Annotated in this window: 17 protein-coding genes; 3 read left to right on the plus strand and 14 right to left on the minus strand. The window is 68.0% G+C overall.

The window, feature by feature from the left end:
• The first annotated feature begins 19 nt into the window (after positions 1 to 19).
• Entirely contained in the window at positions 20 to 376 is a 357-nt protein-coding gene (locus DPR14_RS22965) for a Lin0512 family protein (RefSeq protein WP_158047216.1), read from the plus strand.
• Positions 377 to 385: 9 nt separating this feature from the next.
• Here the strand turns inward: DPR14_RS22965 and DPR14_RS22970 are convergent, their stop codons facing one another.
• The 13 genes from DPR14_RS22970 to pip form a co-directional block, all read right to left on the minus strand.
• Positions 386 to 988, minus strand: a complete 603-nt coding sequence (locus DPR14_RS22970; protein ID WP_343038750.1) for an ATP-binding response regulator — start codon at positions 986 to 988, stop codon at positions 386 to 388.
• Between the two features lie 39 nt (positions 989 to 1,027).
• Positions 1,028 to 2,170 carry an ISAs1 family transposase gene (locus DPR14_RS22975; protein WP_158043337.1) on the minus strand — a complete coding sequence of 381 codons (1,143 nt, stop codon included), beginning with the start codon at positions 2,168 to 2,170 and terminating at the stop codon, positions 1,028 to 1,030.
• 73 nt (positions 2,171 to 2,243) lie between these two features.
• Positions 2,244 to 4,541 (minus strand): PAS domain S-box protein, encoded by a 2,298-nt coding sequence (locus tag DPR14_RS22980; RefSeq protein WP_192499123.1) that lies wholly within the window; start codon positions 4,539 to 4,541, stop codon positions 2,244 to 2,246.
• A gap of 180 nt (positions 4,542 to 4,721) precedes the next feature.
• On the minus strand, positions 4,722 to 5,048 hold the full coding sequence (locus DPR14_RS22985) for a hypothetical protein (protein WP_158047219.1): 327 nt from the start codon (positions 5,046 to 5,048) through the stop codon (positions 4,722 to 4,724).
• Positions 5,049 to 5,241: 193 nt separating this feature from the next.
• The gene (locus DPR14_RS22990; RefSeq protein WP_158047220.1) at positions 5,242 to 6,174 is read right to left on the minus strand and encodes a cation diffusion facilitator family transporter; all 933 of its coding nucleotides are present in this window, start codon (positions 6,172 to 6,174) and stop codon (positions 5,242 to 5,244) included.
• A gap of 111 nt (positions 6,175 to 6,285) precedes the next feature.
• Positions 6,286 to 8,691, minus strand: a complete 2,406-nt coding sequence (gene pheT, locus DPR14_RS22995; protein ID WP_158047221.1) for a phenylalanine--tRNA ligase subunit beta — start codon at positions 8,689 to 8,691, stop codon at positions 6,286 to 6,288.
• A gap of 12 nt (positions 8,692 to 8,703) precedes the next feature.
• Positions 8,704 to 9,783 (minus strand): phenylalanine--tRNA ligase subunit alpha, encoded by a 1,080-nt coding sequence (gene pheS / locus DPR14_RS23000; RefSeq protein ID WP_158047222.1) that lies wholly within the window; start codon positions 9,781 to 9,783, stop codon positions 8,704 to 8,706.
• Between the two features lie 135 nt (positions 9,784 to 9,918).
• Positions 9,919 to 10,284 carry a 50S ribosomal protein L20 gene (rplT, locus tag DPR14_RS23005; RefSeq protein WP_158047223.1) on the minus strand — a complete coding sequence of 122 codons (366 nt, stop codon included), beginning with the start codon at positions 10,282 to 10,284 and terminating at the stop codon, positions 9,919 to 9,921.
• 16 nt (positions 10,285 to 10,300) lie between these two features.
• A complete protein-coding gene (rpmI, locus tag DPR14_RS23010) occupies positions 10,301 to 10,501 on the minus strand; it encodes a 50S ribosomal protein L35 (RefSeq protein ID WP_158047224.1) in 201 nt (66 codons plus the stop codon).
• Positions 10,502 to 10,687: 186 nt separating this feature from the next.
• Positions 10,688 to 12,442: a methyl-accepting chemotaxis protein gene (locus DPR14_RS23015; protein WP_343038674.1), complete on the minus strand. Its 1,755-nt coding sequence runs from the start codon at positions 12,440 to 12,442 to the stop codon at positions 10,688 to 10,690.
• Between the two features lie 259 nt (positions 12,443 to 12,701).
• Positions 12,702 to 12,899 (minus strand): hypothetical protein, encoded by a 198-nt coding sequence (locus DPR14_RS23020; protein ID WP_158047226.1) that lies wholly within the window; start codon positions 12,897 to 12,899, stop codon positions 12,702 to 12,704.
• A 146-nt stretch (positions 12,900 to 13,045) separates the two neighbouring features.
• Positions 13,046 to 13,582, minus strand: a complete 537-nt coding sequence (locus DPR14_RS23025) for a hypothetical protein (RefSeq protein WP_158047227.1) — start codon at positions 13,580 to 13,582, stop codon at positions 13,046 to 13,048.
• 110 nt (positions 13,583 to 13,692) lie between these two features.
• Entirely contained in the window at positions 13,693 to 14,643 is a 951-nt protein-coding gene (gene pip / locus DPR14_RS23030; protein WP_158047228.1) for a prolyl aminopeptidase, read from the minus strand.
• Positions 14,644 to 14,743: 100 nt separating this feature from the next.
• Between pip and DPR14_RS23035 the strand changes: the two genes are divergently transcribed.
• The gene (locus DPR14_RS23035; protein WP_192499124.1) at positions 14,744 to 15,538 is read left to right on the plus strand and encodes a thermonuclease family protein; all 795 of its coding nucleotides are present in this window, start codon (positions 14,744 to 14,746) and stop codon (positions 15,536 to 15,538) included.
• A gap of 93 nt (positions 15,539 to 15,631) precedes the next feature.
• On the opposite strand, the gene clpX is transcribed toward DPR14_RS23035, so the two are convergent.
• Positions 15,632 to 16,876 carry an ATP-dependent Clp protease ATP-binding subunit ClpX gene (gene clpX / locus DPR14_RS23040; protein WP_158047230.1) on the minus strand — a complete coding sequence of 415 codons (1,245 nt, stop codon included), beginning with the start codon at positions 16,874 to 16,876 and terminating at the stop codon, positions 15,632 to 15,634.
• 406 nt (positions 16,877 to 17,282) lie between these two features.
• On the opposite strand from clpX, the gene DPR14_RS23045 reads away from it, so the two are divergent.
• On the plus strand, positions 17,283 to 19,202 hold the full coding sequence (locus tag DPR14_RS23045; protein ID WP_158047231.1) for an adenylate/guanylate cyclase domain-containing protein: 1,920 nt from the start codon (positions 17,283 to 17,285) through the stop codon (positions 19,200 to 19,202).
• Positions 19,203 to 19,222 lie beyond the last annotated feature (20 nt).

The raw sequence follows: 19,222 nt of genomic DNA on the forward strand, positions 1-19,222 counted from the left end.
CAAAGGGAGGAATGAAGCCATGAAGCAGGTGATGTTCGTCGAGCTGGGCATGGGCGCCGACCTGCACGGCCAGGACGTGACCAAGGCGGCCGTGCGCGCGGTGCGGAACGCGATCGAGCGAAACTCCATGCCGGGCATGCGCACCCTGGTGGACGGCGACACCAGCCGCATGCAGGTGCGGGTCCACCTCGCGGTGCCGGCCGACGCCGGGAAGCTGGACCACGACGCTGTCCGCGCGGTCTTCCCCTATGGCCAGGTCAGCATCGAGGTGGTCGCCGGCGGCATGCTGGCGCCCAGCGGGATCTTCCTGGCGGACAAGGGCGACGCCAACGAGATGATCTACGTCGTCAATGCCGCCGTCGAGGTCGGGATCTGAGCCGACCCCTCAGGCCGGCCGGCACAGGCCTTCCAGCTTCCGGCGCAGTTCATGGGAGGCCACCGGCTTGTGCAGGAGGTCGAAGCCGCCGCGCTCGACCTCGTCCAACAGCTCCCGGGTCGTGTCGCCGGTCAGGATGACGCCGGGGATCTCCGCTCCCAAAGCGGCCCGCAGCTTCCGGATCGCGTCCGGTCCCTTGACTCCGTCCCCCAGGCGGTAATCGGCGATGATCAGGTCGGGCACCCCGGTGTCCGGCATCCGGCGCAGGGCATCGTCCGGTTTCCGGGCCGGCAGCACCTGGTAGCCCCAGCTTTCCAGCAGCATCCTCAGCCCGATCAGGATCACCGGCTCGTCATCGAGGACCAATGCGAGCCCCCGCCCTCGGGGGTGTTCGGACACCGGCGGCGCGGGCGTGGCCGGAGCGGCGGAAGCGACCAGCGGCACCTCGACCGAGAATCGCGAGCCGCGGCCCGGCGTCGAGGTCACCGAAACGGGGTGGCCGAGCAGCCCGGCGAGGCGGCGCACGATCGCGAGTCCCAGCCCGAGACCCTGGGCCTCCTCCGCGTCATCGCCGCCCTCCCCCGGATTGATGCGGTGGAACTCCTCGAAGATGGTCTCGGCCTGGTCGGCAGGGGAATCGCTTGAAGGCGCTCAGGCAGTTCCAATTATGAGGGAGTGGAGGTAACCGGTTGACCAGGAAGCTTTTTTTCGACGGACCTTGAGGCTGTTTTTATCTGTGGCGGATTTCAGCAGGTTGACGGCAATACGCTTGATCAGGCCCATGTTCCTAGCGCCATAGCCTTTGCGGACGCGGGCATGGTCGTCGCGGAAGACGACATCGAGCACCCAATGCAGCGAATTCTCGATTTGCCAATGGGAGCGGACTACGGCGGCGAACTCAGCAGCGCTCATCGGTCGGGAGCACAGGAAGCAGCGCCGGGTGACGGTGGTCTTGCCGTCGCGCTCGACCTCGGCCTCGACCATGCCGACCGCGCCCAATCCCGGCCAGGCGTGGCGCCGGTTGAGTGTGCTGACGTCGTGCAGGATGAAGTGCCGGCGCACCTCGTTCCGCCCGTGATCGGCGTCTTCGGTCCGCACCATGTCGAGGCCGAAGCCGTCCTCGGCCCGCCCCTCGGCGATGGCGCGCTGGATCGAGCCATACAGGGATTTCTGGTTGCCTTTGATCGCCAGCACGTAATCGGCCTCGGCTTCAACGATCTGCTCGGCGATGGCGCGCTGGCAGCCCATGGCGTCGATCGTCACCAGGGCGCCCTTGAGCACCAGTTGGTCGAGCAGGCGCGGGATCGCGGTGATCTCGTTGGACTTGCCGGTCACCGCTTCCTGGGCCAGCACCAGACGCTGGCCACACGCCCAGGCCGAGACCAGATGCAGCGGTCCGGCACCCCGCCGGCTGCCGCTGCGCCGCATGGTCTTGCCATCGATCGCGATCGTCTCCGGCACGGCGATCTCCTCGGCTCCCGCCGCACCGCGCAAGCTGTTGATCCAGCTGACGAAACAATCCTCGAACAGGGCCGGATCAAGCGCCCGGACGACGTCGTTGAGGGTGTCGTGGCTGGCGATGCCGCGCGCAAACGGCTCAAAGCTGCGCAGAAAGCTCAGGTGCTCGCGTCCCCAGAGCGCCATCTCGACAAAGTCGTCGCACCCGCTCAGCGTTCCGCATAGCACGACCAGAAGGATCTCCGGCAGAGGGTACAAAACCTTGCCACTCTGCCGCGGGTCCTCCAGCGCACTGAAGTGCGCCAGCAACCCGGTCCCCGCCGCCGTAACCGCCATCGAAACCTCCTCCTCAAGGAGATTCCTTTGAATCACATCCCGACAATCCAGGGAATCCTACAATGACAGCCCTTCAAGCGATTGCCCTGGCCTGGTCGGTCGGGAACCCGATGCCGGTATCCAGCACCTCGATGCGCAGGGTGTCGGAAGGGGTCCGGCGGCAGCCGATCAGGATGCGTCCCCGCTCGGTGTAGCGAAGCGCGTTCTCGATCAGGTTGCGCAGGATCCGTTCCAGCAGCATCGCGTCGCTCTGCACCGTGCAGGCGGACTCCACGACCTTGAGGCGCAAACCCTGCCGCTCGGCGCGGTGGGCGTATTCCGCGCCCAGGCGGCGGAGCAGCCCGTCGATCGGCACGTCCGCCACCTGGGGAGTGACGACCCCGGCATCCAGCTTGGAAATGTCGAGCAGCCCGTCGAGCAGCAGCTTCAGGGCTTCGGTCGTCTGGTTGATGCTGCCGACCAACGGCAGCATGGGATGGTCCTGCAGCCCGTCGGCCAGAGCCGATCCCAGGAAGAACAGGGACTGCACGGGCTGGCGCAGGTCGTGGCTCGCGGCGGCCAGGAACTTCGATTTCGCCAGGACGGCCCGTTCCGCCTCGGTGCGCGCGGCCACCGCCTCGTCGCGCGCCGCCTGGATCGCGGCGTCGGTCCGGCGGCGCGCGGTGATGTCGCGCATGAACCCCGTGAAGAACCGCTGCCGCCCATCCGACCACTCGGCGACCGACAGTTCCAGCGCGAAGACCGTGCCGTCCTTGCGCCGCCCCTCCAGGTCGCGCTTCCGTCCGATCACGTTGCGGTCGCTGCCGTGCCGGTAGTTCCAGATGTGGCCGTCATGGACCGCGGCGTCGCGGTCCTGCATCAGCACCGTGACGTTCCGGCCGACGACCTCCGCCGCGGCATGGCCGAACATGCGCTCGGCCGCCGGGTTGAACGACTGTATGATCCCGACGTGGTCGATCACGACCATTCCGTCCACGGCGGTGTCGACGATCGCCCGGTAATGGGCCTCCGCCCGCTCGATGCAGAGTTCCGTCTCGCGCCGCTCGGTGATGTCCTGGAAGGAGATCAGCAGGCCGTCCCGGCACGGCAGCAGCCGGACCGACAGCCAGCGCGAGAGCGGCGCCGGATAGGCTTCGAAGCTGACCGGAACCTGATCCGCCAGGGCCCGCGCGCATTCGATCCGGAAGGTGTCGGCCAGCGACTCCGGCAGTGCCTCCAGCAGCGGCAGGCCGACCAGTTCCCGATCGCCGCCCAGCAGGGTCCGGCACTGCTGGTTGGCGTAGGTGATCAGCCAGCCGCAATCGACCTCGCAGATCCCGTCGGCGGTGCCTTCCAGGACCGCCGCCATCCGGTCGGCCGCCGCTTCGGCCCGTTCCCGCTCCTGCCGGCTGCGCTCCAGCGCGTCGGCCATGGCGTCGAAGGTGCGCCCCAGGGTCCCGAACTCGGACGTGTCGTCGCTGGCGAAGGCGCCCGCCCTGGCATCGCCGGCCCGCCACAGGTCCGCCGTGCGGGCCAGCGCCGTGACCGGGTGGAGGACGAGCCGGTACGCCAGCGCCGCGGCGGCTGCCAGGGCCGCCAGCAGCCCGGCGCCGATCATCAGCGTCCGGTGCCGCACCATGTCGTCGAGACGCTGGCGGATCTCCTCCGGGTCGATGCCGACGCCGATCCCGACGAAAAGGCCCCGGACCGCGGCGGAGGGGCGCACCGTCGCCATCACTTCCGGGGTCTCCCGGTTCGGCGCGGCGGCGTGGGCCGACCGGACCGCCAGGATGGTCCCGGCGCGGTCGGTGACGATCAGGGAAACGCCGTCGGGCAACGGGACCTCGTCGGGGACGGCGTTCCACCATGCCACGTCGAGCAGCACGGTCACGACGCCGCCGACCTGCCCGGCATCGTCGCCGTAGCGCAGGGCGAACGGCAGGGCGCCGCCGCGGGCCGACATTTCCGGACGGATGAACTCGCCGACCACCATCTCGTCGGTCTTCAGCGCCGCCATGATGTCGGAGCGGCCACCGACCGAACGTCCGACCTGGTCCGGCCGGCTGGAGCACAACAGGACGCCCTGCCGGTCCGCGACCGATATGGTCAGATGGGGCGACAGCCGCTGGACGGTCCGGTCCAGCAGGGCCTGGCACTCGGCGCGGTCGGCGGCCCGCACGGCGTCGGTCGCCGCGACCAGGGCCGCGATCTGCCGGATGCCTTCGAAGACGCGCGCCTGCTCCCCCTGGACCCGGTCGAGCAGTCTGGAAGCCTCTTCCCGGACCGCGGCCTCGGCCGAGTTCCGGGCTTGGTAGTCGGTGAAGACGCCGATGCCGACCCCGGGGACCAGGATGGACAGGAAGATCAGGATCAGGCGTGAGAGCAGGCTCATCTGGACGCGCCGCGGCCGATCGGCTGTTGAGGGGCGCGAGGCGCCGATTGTCGATGGATTGCGCCGCCGGTTCGAGTCGGCCCGTCCCTCGGGGACGAGACGGAAGGGTCGTTTCGGCATCGCTATGGATCCGAAGACTCGACCATCGTGGTTAATATACATTTAACATGATCCGGAGCGTCAGCGCCCCGGCACCGCGCCGGATCGCCTGCGCACAGGTGCGGCGTGCCAGACGCCGAGGCACTCCTCAGCAGTCGCGGCCGACCCGATGCAGCGCGCGCCGCCTTCCCTGAACCACAGCCGGTACCGGCCGCTCACGTCGCGCTCGAAGACGAAGACGGGATCCTCGATCCCCGGAAGCGAGATCAGCAGCCTGTCGTGATGCCGGCCGGTATGCCGGGCCACTGCCGCCCAGGCGCCCCGTGAGCATTTGGGCAGCGCGATCCGGTAGAAGGCGGCCAGATCGGCAGGGGTGAAGCGGCAGGCGGGAAACGGGATAACGGTCATCACGGCGCTCCTGGCTCTCCTGGTGCCCTTCGACTTCCGATGGAAATCCAAGGGGTGAGGACTGCCGGGAGAGTGGCCCCGGAACCGGGATCGCGCTGTGAAATGGATCACTGCACGTTGACGCCCCATGAATTTTTTTCAGTCGATGGTTTTTCGGGCGCCGATCCGCGCCCTGGCTGCCCGACGGAGCGGCTCAGGCGAAGGTCCTGCCCCGGCAGGATTCAGCCTGGCACGGGTCCCGCTCCAGCTGGATCGTGGAATGCTCGATGTCGAAACGGTGCGCCAGTTCATGGCGGAGCCGGCGCAGCACCTCGTCGTGGTCGGCGCCGGCGGCGAGGCTGGCGTGGAAGGTGATCAGCGGGCGGTCGGGCGTCAGCGACCAGGCATGGACATGGTGGACGTCCGCCACGCCGGGCACGGCGTCGGCCAGTTCGCGGCTGAGCCGGTCGATGTCCAGCCCCTCCGGCGTTCCCTCCATCAGCACGTGCCAGGACCGGCCCACCAGGGTCCAGGCGCTGCGGAGGATGAGCAGCGCGACCAGGACCGAGAGGATCGGGTCGATCGGAGTCCAGCCGGTCCACAGGATGACGCCGGCGGCGACGATGGCGGCGACAGAGCCCAGCAGGTCGCCCAGGACATGGAGCGCCGCTCCCCTCATGTTGAGGTTCTCCTGGTCGCCCCCGTGCAGGATCAGGAACCCCGCGACGTTGACCGCAAGGCCGGTCGCGGCTATGGCGAGCATGGTCGTGCCCATGACGGGAACGGGATCCAGCAACCGCTCGGCCGCCTCCAGGACGATCCAGGCGGCCACCGCGACCAGCGTGGCGCCGTTGATCAGGGCCGCGAGCACCTGGAACCGGTGCTGTCCGTAGGACCGGTCCGCCGTGGCCGGCCGCCGGCTGACCCGGAAGGCGTACAAGGCCAGGGCCAGCGCCGCCGTGTCGGTCAGCATGTGCCCGGCATCGGCGAGCAGGGCCAGCGAGCCGGCCAGGATGCCGCCGGCCGCCTCCACCACCATGAAGCCCCCGGTCAGCAGCAGGGCCAGCAGCAGGCGGCGCTCGTTATGCGAGTGGGAATGGGCGTGGCCATGCCCGCCGCCATGGTCGTGGTGAGAGTGGGAGCCCATGCCCGGCACCTCGAAGGTTCAAGAGACCGCTGGTGGCCGGCGGCGGGTATCGGGCTGCCCGCCGCCGGCCGAACCGTCCCTCCATTAAACCATGGACGGAACCGATTGTTGTCAACCGCGCAAAGTGCCGCCGGTCGCCTTCGATACCGCGGCGACCACCTTGGTGCCGATCCCGTCGATCTCCGGCTCGGTCAGCGGCTTGCCGGTGGGCTGGATGGTGACCGAGATGGCGAGCGACTTGGTGCCCGGCTCGATCCCCTGCCCCTGGTAGACGTCGAAGACCGACACGTCGGTGATCAGCGCCTTGTCCGCGCCCTTGGCCGCCCGCACCAGCTTTTCGGCCTCGACCGAGGCGTCGACCAGGAACGCGAAGTCGCGCTGGATCGGCTGGAACAGGGAAAGCCGCAGCAGGGGCTTGGCCGTCCCGCCCTTCCTCTTCGGCACCGGCACCGCGTCGAGCATCACCTCGAACGCCGCGACCGGCCCCTTGGCGCCCAGCGCGCCCAGCACTTCCGGATGCACTTCGCCGAAACGGGCGAGCACCGTCGGGCCGAGGCGCAGGACGCCGGACCGCCCGGGATGGTACCAAGCCGGCGCGTCGGTCGTGACCTGCAGGTTGCCCGTCGGAGCGCCCGCGGCTTCGAGCACCGCCAGGGCGTCGGCCTTGACGTCGAACGCGTCGACCGGGCGCTGCTTCTCCGCCCACTGGCGCGGCACCAGGGTGCCGGATCGGACGCCGGCGGCGACAGTGTCCTGCCCCTGCGGCGAAGGGTCGCGGAAGACCGGACCGACCTCGAACAGGCCGGCGTCGGGATAGCCCCGGTCGGCATTGCGGCCGACGGCCTGGATCAGGTTGGGCAGGATAGAGGGGCGCATGACGTCCAGGTCGGCGCTGATCGGGTTCAGCAGCCGCAGCTCGTCCATCACGCCGCCGAACAGGTCGACATGGGCGGACGACATGAAGGACCAGGTGACCGCCTCCGACAGGCCGCGCACGGCCAGCACGCGCCGGGCCATGGCCGTGCGCTTCTGCCTGGCGTTCAGCGCGGGGCGGCTGATCGCCGCCGTCCGCTCCAGCGGGATCGCCGGGATGTGCTCGTAGCCGTGGACGCGCAGCACCTCCTCGACCAGATCCGCCTCGCCGTGGATGTCGGCGCGCCAGCTCGGCGGCAGCACGTTCATGACGCCGTCGCTCCGCTCCGCCACGCCGAAGCCCAGCATCTCCAGGATGCGTACCTGTTCCGGCACCGGAACATCCACCCCGCCCAACTCCAGGGTACGGCCGGGGCGCAGGGTCAGCTCCCGTCGCCAGGACGGCTCGGATCCGGCGACCACCAGCTCGCCGGCCGTGCCGCCGCAGATCTCCAGGATCAGCCGCGTCGCGATCTCGGCGCCGGGAATCACGAAGGCGGGATCGACGCCGCGCTCGAACCGATAGCGGGCGTCGCTGTCGATCGACAGCTTGCGGCCGGTCTGCGCCGTGCGCACCGGGTCGAACAGCGCCACCTCCAGGAACACGTCGGTCGTCGTCTCGGTGACGCCGGTGCTCTCGCCGCCCATGACGGCGCCCAGGCTGACCACGCCGCTGTCGTCGGCGATCACGGTCATGCCCTCGTCGAGGCCGTATTCCTTGCCGTTCAGGGCCAGCAGCGTCTCGCCCGCGCGGGCCAGCCGGACCGTCAGCCCGCCCCGCAGCTTGCCCGCGTCGAACACGTGCAGCGGCCGGGCGATGTCATGGGTCAGCAGGTTGGTGATGTCGACCAGGGCCGAGATCGGCCGCAGCCCGATGGACATCAGCCGGTCCTGCAGCCAGCGCGGGCTCGGGCCGTTCCTCACGCCGCGGATCAGGCGGCCGACGAACATCGGGCAGGCCGTCTCGTCCTCGTGCCGGAAGTCGAGCGTGACGCCGATCGGGCTGGGGAAGGCGCCCGGCACCGGCGTGGTCTCCAGCGGCTTCAGCTGGCCGAGGCCGGTCGCCGCCAGATCGCGGGCGATGCCGCGGACGCCGGCGCAATCCGCCCGGTCCGGCGTCAGCGAAACGTCGATCAGGGGGTCGTCCAGGCCGACCACCGAGGCGAAGGGGGCTCCCACGGGAGCGTCCCCGGGCAGGTCGATGATGCCCTCGTGGGCGTCCGACAAGCCCATTTCGCGCTCGGAACAGAGCATCCCGTTGGACTCGACGCCACGGATGACGCCCTTCTTCAGTTCCACGCCGGTCGCCGGGATGACCGAGCCGGTCGGCGCGAAGACGCCTTTCATGCCGGTGCGGGCATTGGGCGCGCCGCAGACGACCTGGACCGTTTCGGATCCGGTATCGACCATGCAGACGCGCAGCTTGTCGGCGTCGGGGTGTTTCTCGGCGGAGACCACGTAGGCCACGCGGAAGGCTTCAAGCCCCTTGGCGCGGTCCACGACCTCCTCGACCTCCAGGCCGAGCGCGGTCAGCTTCGAAGAGATCGTCTCGACGTCGGCCCCGGTGTCCAGGTGGGCCTTCAGCCAGGAAAGGGTGAGCTTCATCGTCGGCTGTCCTTATCGGTTCAGGCCCTGGGCCAGGGAAGGCACGTCGAGGGGCACGAAGCCGTAATGCTTCAGCCAGCGCAGGTCGGCCTCGAAGAAGGTGCGCAGATCGGGAATGCCGTATTTCAGCATGGCGATGCGCTCGATGCCCATGCCGAAGGCGAAGCCCTGGTACTTCGTGCTGTCGATGCCGCAGTTCTCCAGCACGTTGGGATGCACCATGCCGCAGCCCAGGATCTCCAGCCAGTCGCCGAAATTGCCGATCTTCAGCTCGCCGCCACGCCGCAGGCAGCCGATGTCGACCTCCGCCGAGGGCTCGGTGAAGGGGAAGAAGCTGGGCCGGAAGCGCAGCGGCAGATCGTCCACGTCGAAGAAGGCTCGGCAGAACTCGATCAGGCAGCCGCGCAGGTGCGCCATGCTGGTCTTCTCGTCCACGACCAGCCCTTCGACCTGATGGAACATCGGGGTATGGGTCATGTCGTAGTCGGAACGATATGTCCGGCCGGGGATGATCACGCGGATCGGCGCCTTGTCGGCCAGCAGCGAGCGGACCTGCACCGGCGAGGTGTGGGTACGCAGAAGCATGCGGCTGCCGTCGGTCGGACGGTCCGGCAGGTAGAAGGTGTCGTGCATGTCGCGCGCCGGATGGCCGGGCGGGAAGTTCAGCGCGGTGAAGTTATGGAAGTCGTCCTCGATGTCCGGCCCCTCGGCCACCGAGAACCCCATGTCGGCGAAGATCGCGGTCAGCTCGTCGATGGTCTGGGTGATCGGATGGACGCGGCCTTGGCTCTCCGCCCGGACCGGCAGGGTGACGTCGATGCGCTCGGCCTCCAGGCGCCGGGCCAGTTCCGCCTTGTGCAGCTCGCCCTTGCGGGCGTCCAGCGCCGCCCCGACCTCGTCCTTCAGGGCGTTCATCAGTTGGCCGCGTTCCTTGCGCTCCTCGGGGGACAGGCTGCGCATGTCGGCCATCAGGCCCGTGATGCGGCCCTTCTTGCCCAGTGCGGCGACGCGGACCTCTTCCAGCGCGGCCAGATCGGCGGCCTGGCTCACCGCCGTCAGCAATTCCGTCTTCAGCGCTTCGAGAGCGGACATGGGTTCCTCGTCAAGGTTGGGCGCCGCCGGAGATGGGTGCGGCAAGCGCGAAAAGGGGGCCAGCCCAGCCGGGCGGCCCCCTAGTCAATTGCCGTCGATCGCTCTGGCGCCCCTATGGACGGGCGCCCGAAGAGATCAAGCAGCCTGGGCGAGAGCGGCCTGGGCCTTGTCGACCAGGACCTTGAACGCGTCCGGCTCGCGCGCGGCGATGTCGGCCAGGACCTTGCGGTCCACGTCGATTCCGGCCCGCTTCATGCCGTTCATGAAGCGCGAATAAGTCAGGCCGTGCTGACGGACGCCGGCGTTGATACGCTGGATCCACAGGCCGCGGAACTCGCGCTTCTTGTTGCGGCGGTCGCGATAGGCGTAACGGAGCGCCTTCTCGACCTTCTGGATCGCAATGCGGAAGCACTTGCTGGACCGGCCGCGATAGCCCTTGGCCAGCTTGAGGATCTTACGGTGACGGGCGTGAGTGGTTACGCCCCGCTTGACACGTGCCATGGTTCAGGTCTCCCGATCAGGCGTTGCGCAGGAAGTTCTTCAGGATGGTCTCGCCATCCTGCGGCGCCAGCACCATGGTGCCGCGCGCGTTGCGCTTCATCTTCTGGGTACGCTTGACCATGCCGTGGCGCTTGCCGGCGGCCTGGGCCTTGACGCGGCCGGAGGCCGTCACCTTGAAGCGCTTCTTCGAACCGCTATGGGTCTTCAACTTGGACATTTCTGCTCCCAAGAACCTGGAGTGAGATATCAGAGCGGTTGGGCATGTCCGTAGGGTCCAACGACCCGGCCTCGCCGCCCGAATGAGCCGTGGGTTATAGTGGGGAGCGCGGGCGAAAGCAAGCCGGCAGTGCGCCGGCCGGCGACTCCTCCCGCGGTTCCGGTCCGCGGGCACCCTCGGCGGCCGTCAGGCCGCGCGGACCTTGGCGAGGAATGCCGTGACCTCCTCCCGCAGGCCGGATGCCGACCGGGACAGCTCCCTGGCGCTCGACAGCACGCGGGTCGCGGCCGAACCGCCCTCCGCGGCGGCCCCGCTGACCTGGACGATCGCGTCGGAGACCTGGGACGTGCCCGCGGAAGCCTGCTGGACGTTGCGGGCGATCTCCTGCGTCGCCGCGTCCCGTTCCGCGACCGCCGTGGCGATCTCGGACGCGATGGCGCTGCTTTCGCCGATCACCTCGCCGATCTCCCGGATCGAGGCCACCATGCGCTGGGTGACGCTCTGCACATCCGCGATCTGGGCGGTGATGTCCTCGGTCGCCTTGGCGGTCTGGTTCGCCAGGTTCTTCACCTCCGACGCGACGACGGCAAACCCCTTGCCCGCCTCCCCCGCCCGCGCCGCCTCGATCGTCGCGTTCAGGGCCAGGAGGTTGGTCTGCTGGGCGATGTCGTTGATCAGCTTGACCACCTCCCCGATGTTCCGGGTGGCGGAGACAAGGCCCTCGGTCGTCCCCTGCGTCGCCTCGGCGTTGCGGACGGCGCGGTTCGAAATCTCCGACGACTGTCGGACCTGCAGTCCGATGTTGCGGACCGATACCGCCAGTTCCTCGCAGGCCAGCGCCACCGTCTCGACGTTGGCCGTCGCCTGGGTGGCCGCCGCGGCCACCGTGCCGGCCTGGGCGTTGGTCTTTTCCAGCGTCCCGTTCAGGATCTGCGCCGCCGATTCCAGCTCGGACGCGGCGGACGACACGAGGCCGACGATGGAGCCGACGCTGCGCTCGAACTGGTCGGCCAGATCGTTCATGGCCCGCCGCTTCCCGGATTCGGCGCGGCGCTCGGCCTCAGCCGTCTCCTCCTCCAGCCGCTTGGCGCGGACCATGTTGTCCTTGAACACCTGGACCGCCTGGATGATGTCGCCGACCTCGTCCCTGCCGGTCGCCTTCGGCAGTTCGGTCGTCAGATCGCCGCCGGCCAGGCGGAGCGTCGTCTCGGTCAGCCGGCGCAGGGGCTTGACCGAGTGGATGGACCACCACGCCAGTCCGGCGCCGACGCAAAGCGTCGCGCCGCACAGGGCGAACATCAGCATCTGGAACCGCTGCGCGATCGACCGGGCGTCTTCCGCGACCCTCATGTTCTCCTCTTCCTGCAGGTCGATGAACCGGTTGATCCGGGCAAGCCACTCGACGAACGCCGGACGGGCCTGCTCGACCAGGATATCCCTGGCCCGGGCGGCATCTCCCGTCTGCCGGGCATCGATCACCTTCCGGATCAGCGGCAGGGTCTTTGCCTCGGTCTCCTTGATGCCCGCGAGGATCTCGCGCTCCCGGGGCGGGATGTCGCTGCGCGCGAGGAACATCCCGTCCAGCAGGTCCGCCGACCGGGCGTAGTCGGCGGACAGCCGGTCGATGGTGCCCAGTTCGGACTTGATCTCTCCGCTGTCGGTCAGCAGCGTGACGTCGCGCAGGCTGATTGCCCGATCATGGACGCTGCCCCGGAAATTGATCGCGTATCTCTGTTTGACATTGTTGACATCGTTGATCGCCGACAAGCGGCTGCTGATAGTGTTCACCTCCTGAACGGCTATCTGCGTCAAGACGAGCAGCAGAACGAGAATGCCGCCGAAGCTGAATACCAGTCGGGCGGCTATCTTTGAATCCTTGAACGCGCTGAGCACGTTTCCCCCAGAAACATGAGATTTCGGCGTAAAGCCGCTCATGCACATTGTTGCATGGCTGCGACGCCCAGCCAGTTCTAGGGAGAACAGGTTAATTGTCTCTTGAGATGATTTACTCGAGAAGGATGCCGTCGTCTTCGCGCCCCGCTGCGGCCGTGGCATCCCTCAGGACATCGCGGCGGGCGGTCGAGGCTGCGCACTCGGCCCAAGCCAAACGGGCTACGCGCTCGGCCGGTGACAGGACTCGGCTCCCGTCCGTCGGGGACGGCGGTGCCGGAAGCTCGCAGGACGCCACGGCTCACTCCCCTCAGAACACGGCGTCGAGCAGGCGACGCGTCAGGCGGCCGGCCGGAATGATCGGGCAGTCGGCACCGAAATCTTGAAGCGGCCTTGCCGACTCGAAGCCCCGAAGTTCGGGAATCGACGGGAACGCTCCCGTCGCCTGCGGCGATCCGTTGGAAGCCGGGTCCTGATACGGTCCGCGAAATGCGCGGTGGTCCGACATGGCTGTTCTCCAGTCTGCATATCCGGATGAAGGATACGCGCGGAGCCCCGGCCGATTAACCCGAACGCGGTAGTATACTGCTAAAATTAGAGGCATATGCGCCCCGCGCACCTGCGTTTCAGGTGCGCGGGGCGAGGCAGACGCGGCTACTTCGCGCCGAACGGCACCGCCAGCGTGAAGTTCAGCACATCCCCGCCATATCCCATGGAGGTGCCGTCCTGAGCCGGGTTGGTCACGTGGAAATATGTCGCGCCGAGCCGCCAGTCGTTCGAGAACTCGTAGGCGGCGGCGATACCGGTCCGGATCTCGATCTGCCCCCGGTTCGGGTCGGTCGGGTCGTGCACCTCCCCCTTGTCGGCGACTCCGGCGGCGATGCTCGGCGTGAAGATGAAGCTGTCGCCCAGCGACAGTTCAAGGCCGATGCCGCCCTGGGTGCCGCCGGGCGTGACCGCGTTGCGGTCGCTGGGCGCCAGGGCCGAGCCGGCCGACTCGGGCACGAACAGCCAGTATTTGAGCCCCAATCCCCATTCCAATTGGACATTGGAGCTGGGCTCGGCCGGCTTGAGGTCGAAATAGCCGACGCCGCCGGTGATGTACTCCGGCTTCGGCTGGGTGGAACTGACCTGGGCCGCAGCCTCGACTGCCGTCAGGCAGAATCCAAGCGCGACCACGACTGCCATCATGCGACGCATCTGGATCACCAAGCCCTCTGTCAACAGAAACAGGATCTAGGATATAGGCGGAAGTGTAACATCTGGTAAATGGTTCATGCGGCGATGCGATACACTCACCATCAGGCCAGATTCCTGAATTTTTCCGTAGCCGCAACGAGGGCAGCCCGAATGCCTGGCTCCATGGCCGAATGGCCCGCATCCGGAACGACCACGTAGTCCGCTTCCGGCCAAGCCTGGTGCAGCTCGTCCGCGGTAGCGATCGGGCAGACGATGTCGTAGCGGCCCTGGACGATCACCGCGGGGATGCCGCGGATCCGGCCGATGCCCTCCAGCAGGCGGTTCTCCGGCGTGAACATGTTGTTCCGGAAATAATGGGCCTCGATCCGTGCGAGGCCGAGCGCGTGGGTATCCTCGCCGGAGGCCGAGAGAAGCTCAGGGCTGGGAAGCAGGGTCGAACAGGCGCCCTCGTAGACGCTCCAGACCCGCGCCGCCGCCATGCGCATGCCGTAGTCGGAGCCGGTCAGCCGGCGGTAGTACGACTCGAGCAGGTCTCCGCGCTCTTCCGCGGGCAGGAAATTGGAAAAGTTGGTCCAGGCCTCGGGAAAGATCGTCCGCATGTGGTACAGGAACCACTGGATCTCGGATCGGCGCATGAGGAAGATGCCGCGCAGCATCAGGCTGATGCAGCGTCCGGGGTGCGCCTGCGCATAGGCCAGCCCCAGGGTGCTGCCCCAGGACCCGCCGAACACGTGCCAGCGCTCGATGCCCAGTTCGGTCCGGAGCTGTTCCAGGTCGGCGATCAGGTGGTCGGTGGTATTGTCCCGGATCTCCCCAAGGGGAGTCGAGCGTCCGGCCCCGCGCTGGTCCATGATGACGATGCGGTAGTGGGACGGGTCGAAGAAGCGCCGGTGCGTGGGCGACGCACCGGCGCCCGGGCCGCCGTGAAGGAAGACCACCGGTACGCCGCGCGGGTTGCCGGACTGTTCCCAGTAGAGGGTATGGATCGCATCGACCTGGAGCAGACCGGTCTGGTATGGATCGAGCGGGGGGAACAACTCGGTGCGGGGCATAGGAGCGGGCCGTATGAAGTGGAGCGGATTGAAGTCTATGGGACGGCGCGCACCGTGGCAAAGCCGCGTTGCGCGGGCAACAGAAAACGGACCTGCCATTTTGGCGCGGGCAATCGCGCTGTCCGTCCTGCTGTTCCAAACCTGGACCGGTGCCGCCGCGGCGGACCCGACCCAGGACTTGGCCCGCGACCTGGCCAGGGGCGCGACCGCGACGGTGGTGGAGGTGATCGACGGCGACACCGTGGCGCTGGACACCGGCGGGGAAGTACGGCTGGTAGGCATCCAGGCGCCCAAGCTGCCGCTCAACCGTCCGAACTTCAAGGAATGGCCGCTCGCGCGCGAAGCGAAGCAGGAGCTGGAAAAGCTGGTGCTGAACCGGCGCGTGACGCTGTCCCACGGCGGCGCCCGCGGCGACCGGCACGGCCGCACGCTCGCACACCTGCACAACGACGACGGCACCTGGGCGCAGGGGGAGATGCTGAGCCGCGGCCTTGCCCGCGTCTATACCTTTCCCGACAACCGCGCCGCGGCGCGGGAGATGCTCGACCGGGAGGCGTCGGCCAGGGCGGCCAGGCGCGGGATCTGGGCGCTCGGCTACTACCGCGTACAGGAAGCTGACGGCAAGATCGGGCCGCCGGACACGTACCAGCTCGTCGAAGGTACGGTCAGGCAGGTCGCGGACGTACGGGGCCGCATCTTCCTGAATTTTGGGGAGGATTACCGCAAGGACTTCACCGCCACGATCGCGCCGAAGGACGCGCGCACCTTCTCGGCGTCCGGAACGGACATCAAGGCGCTGGAAGGAAGGAGACTCAGGCTGCGAGGCTGGCTGTACGAGCGGAACGGTCCCGCCATGGACCTGACGCACCCGGAACAGATCGAGGTGCTGGACTGACGGCACCGCAAGGCCGCCTCGCCGAGCCGGCAAACAAAGATGGCGGCCGGGTCTTCCGACCCGGCCGCCATCTTTCCGAAAGGTTCAATCCCGTCAGGCCGTACGGCGCTGGGACAGCAGGCGCAGCGGCTTGGCCTTGCCTTCGACGGCCTCGCGGTTGATCACCACGCTGTCGACGCCGGTCATGCCCGGCAACTCGAACATGATGTCCAGCAGCACGGCTTCCATAATGGACCGCAGGCCGCGGGCGCCGGTCTTGCGCTGCATCGCCTTGCGGGCGATCGCCGCCAGGGCGTCCTCGGTGAACTCGAGGCTGACCTGCTCCAGTTCGAACAGCCGCTGGTACTGCTTGACTAGGGCGTTCTTCGGTTCGGTCAGGACCTTGATCAGGGCCCCCTCGTCCAAGTCCTCCAAGGTCGCGATCACCGGCAGGCGGCCTACGAATTCCGGGATCATGCCGAACTTCAGCAGATCCTCCGGCTCGACCTCGCGCAGCAGTTCGCCGACGCCCCGTTCGTCCGGCCCCTTCACGTCGGCCCCGAAGCCCATGACGGTGCCGCGGTTGCGCTGCGCGATGACCCGGTCCAGACCGGCGAACGCTCCGCCGCAGATGAACAGGATGTTGGAGGTGTCGACCTGGATGAACTCCTGGCCCGGATGCTTGCGGCCGCCCTGGGGCGGAACCGAGCAGACGGTGCCTTCGACGATCTTCAGCAGGGCCTGCTGCACGCCCTCGCCCGACACGTCGCGGGTGATCGAGGTGTTCTCGCCCTTGCGGGAGATCTTGTCGATCTCGTCGATATAGACGATGCCGCGCTGCGCCCGCTCGACATTGTAGTCAGCCGCCTGGAGCAGCTTCAGGACGATGTTCTCGACATCCTCGCCGACATAGCCGGCCTCGGTCAGCGTGGTCGCATCGGCGACGGCGAAGGGCACGTCGATGATGCGGGCCAGGGTCTGGGCGAGCAGCGTCTTGCCAGAGCCGGTCGGGCCCAGCAGCAGGACGTTGGACTTGGCGATTTCAACCTCGCCCCGCCCGGCACCCGCCCCGTTGGCGAGGCGCTTGTAGTGGTTGTGAACCGCTACCGCCAGCACCTTCTTGGCCTGGGCCTGCCCGATGACATAGCTGTCGAGCGTCGCCGCGATCTCCCTCGGCGCCGGGGTGCCGACCGCCTTGGTGTCCCGCTCCTTGTTCTCCTCCCGAATGATGTCGATGCAAAGATCGACGCATTCGTTGCAGATGAACACGGCCGGGCCGGCGATCAGCTTCACCACTTCATGCTGGCTCTTGCCGCAGAAGGAGCAGTAAAGGGTCTGGTTCGAGTGTTCTTTCGTCATATCCGGGCTGTACCTTGGTCCCTGCGAGCAACCGGAACTGCATCACGACTCGATGCGGCGAAGCGGTGTGGATTATCCGCGTCTATCCACAATGTATGGTGCATCCCCAACAGTTAACAGTTCCGAGGTGGATTTTCTGCGTAGAAGGTTCCAGCCTGTTGCAGCACTGCATGATCATACCAGTCCTGCACGCCTTTCATGCCAGCGTCAACACGACGCATGACATAGAGCGCCTTTGGACTATAAGCGGTTCGGCATGCCGTGGCACGCATGACACGTTACCACGCCTTCGGTCACACGCCATCATGCAAAACCTCCCTAAGCGCGGGCGGACCAGCCGAAGCAGCCGGTCGACCCCCTACGATCGCGATTGCCGCCCGGGTTCCCACCGGGTAAGTTCCCGGCCATGACCGAAGCGGCCGAAGACGCACCGACACCCTTGGCCGCTCCCCCCGCCGCCCTGATGACGACCTCCCCGATTACCGGTCAGGTCGTTGGACGGCGCCGTCGCCTGCGTCTGCCGATCGCCGCCGTGCTGGTGGCCGGGTTCGGCACCCTGATGCTGGCCGCGGTGGCAAGCGTCCTCATCCTGGGGCTCAGCAGCGCCGGGCGCAACACTTTTGCCTTGCTGAACGACAAGGCCGACCTGGCGATCGACAACGTCGTGGTAAGGGTCCGCCACCAGCTCGACCCGGCGCGCAATCAGATCACGTACCTGAACGGGTTGATCGAAAGCGGAAAACTGGATCCGGACGACCCGGACTCGATGCGCGACACGCTCCGCGGGGCGCTGGCCGCGACGCCCCAGGTCACCGGGGTCGGCTTCGCGCCTCTCAACCAGATAATGACGAGGGCCGGTCGAATCAACGGCGAGATGGTGGAGAGCACGCTCGACCTCTCCGCCTCGCCCGATATGACCGCGGCCATGGCGGAAGCCAGGGACCGCCAGGGTCCTTTCTGGGTCGAACCGGTCTGGTCGCCCGACGTGAAGACGACCCTGCTGACCGTGCGCATGGGAGTGCGGCGCGACGACCGCTTCATCGGCATGCTGATCGTCGGGGTCTCCATCGGGGACCTCTCGCGCTTCCTGTCCGAGCTGTACGTCGACGAGGGGCTCAGCGCCTTCGTGCTCTATGGCCGGGAGCACGTACTGGCCCATCAGGCCCTGCGCTACAAGGAGTTCGACTTCTCCGACCACGGCGCCGGGCTGCCGCTGCCGCGGATCGACCAGGTCGACGATCCCGTCCTCGCCAGCCTCTGGCGCAACAGCCGGCCGGCGGACACCTTCGTGATCCCCGGGCGCAACGCCGCCAACACGGAAGTGGTCGAGATCGGCGACGACAGCCACCTGTTCCTGCTGCGCACCCTGGAAGGCTACGGCGCCCAGCCCTGGACCGTCGGCATCAACTATCGCCTGGACGAGGTCGGAGTCGAGATCGAGCGGCTGTGGACTACCGGCCTGGTCGGCCTCGGCATCCTGCTGGTGTCGGTCGGCGCCGCCCTGTGGATCGGGCGCGCCATCAGCCGCCAGATCTCCCGGCTTGCCGCCGCCGCGGCCAGCGTCAGCGCGCTCGACTTCCGCAGCGCCCCGACCCTGCCCGACAGCCGATTCCGCGAGCTGGCGAACGCGGCGGACGCCTTCAACGCCATGGTCGCCGGGCTGCGCTGGTTCGAGACCTATGTTCCCAAGGGGCTGGTGCTGCGCCTGATCCGCCGGAGCGCCCAGGGTGGCGCCACGTCGGCCCTGGTCTCGGAGGAGCGGCAGGTGACCGTGATGTTCACCGACATCCGGGGTTTCAGCAACCTGGCCGAGGATCTCGGCGCCGCCGAGACCGCGGCCCTGCTGAACAGCCACTTCACCCTGCTGGCCACCTGCATCGAGGCCGAGGGCGGAACCGTAGACAAGTTCATCGGCGATGCGATCATGGCATTCTGGGGCGCGCCGGAGGTGCAGCACGACCATGCGGCCCGGGCGCTTCGCGCGGCCCGCGCCATGGCGCTGGCGCTCCGGGCCGACAACGCCAAGCGCCTTGCGGTCGGCCTGCCGGCGGTGCGGATCCGCGTCGGCCTGCACAGCGGCCCGGTGGTGGTCGGCAATATCGGCTCGGCCAGCAGGATCAACTATACGATCGTCGGCGACAGCGTGAACACGGCCGCCCGAATCGAGGAACTGGGCGCCGCGATGCAGGGCGACGCCGAGATCATCGTGCTCGTGGGCGCCACGACCGCGGAGGAGAGCGGCGGCTGCGTTCCCCTCTGCCCCCTGGGCGCCCAGAGCCTGCGCGGGCGAAGCGGCAGGGTCGAGGTGTTCAGGCTGGACGCCTGATCACCCCGGGCCCTGCCCTT

This window comes from Skermanella pratensis, from assembly GCF_008843145.1.
Taxonomy (GTDB): Bacteria; Pseudomonadota; Alphaproteobacteria; order Azospirillales; family Azospirillaceae; genus Skermanella; species Skermanella pratensis.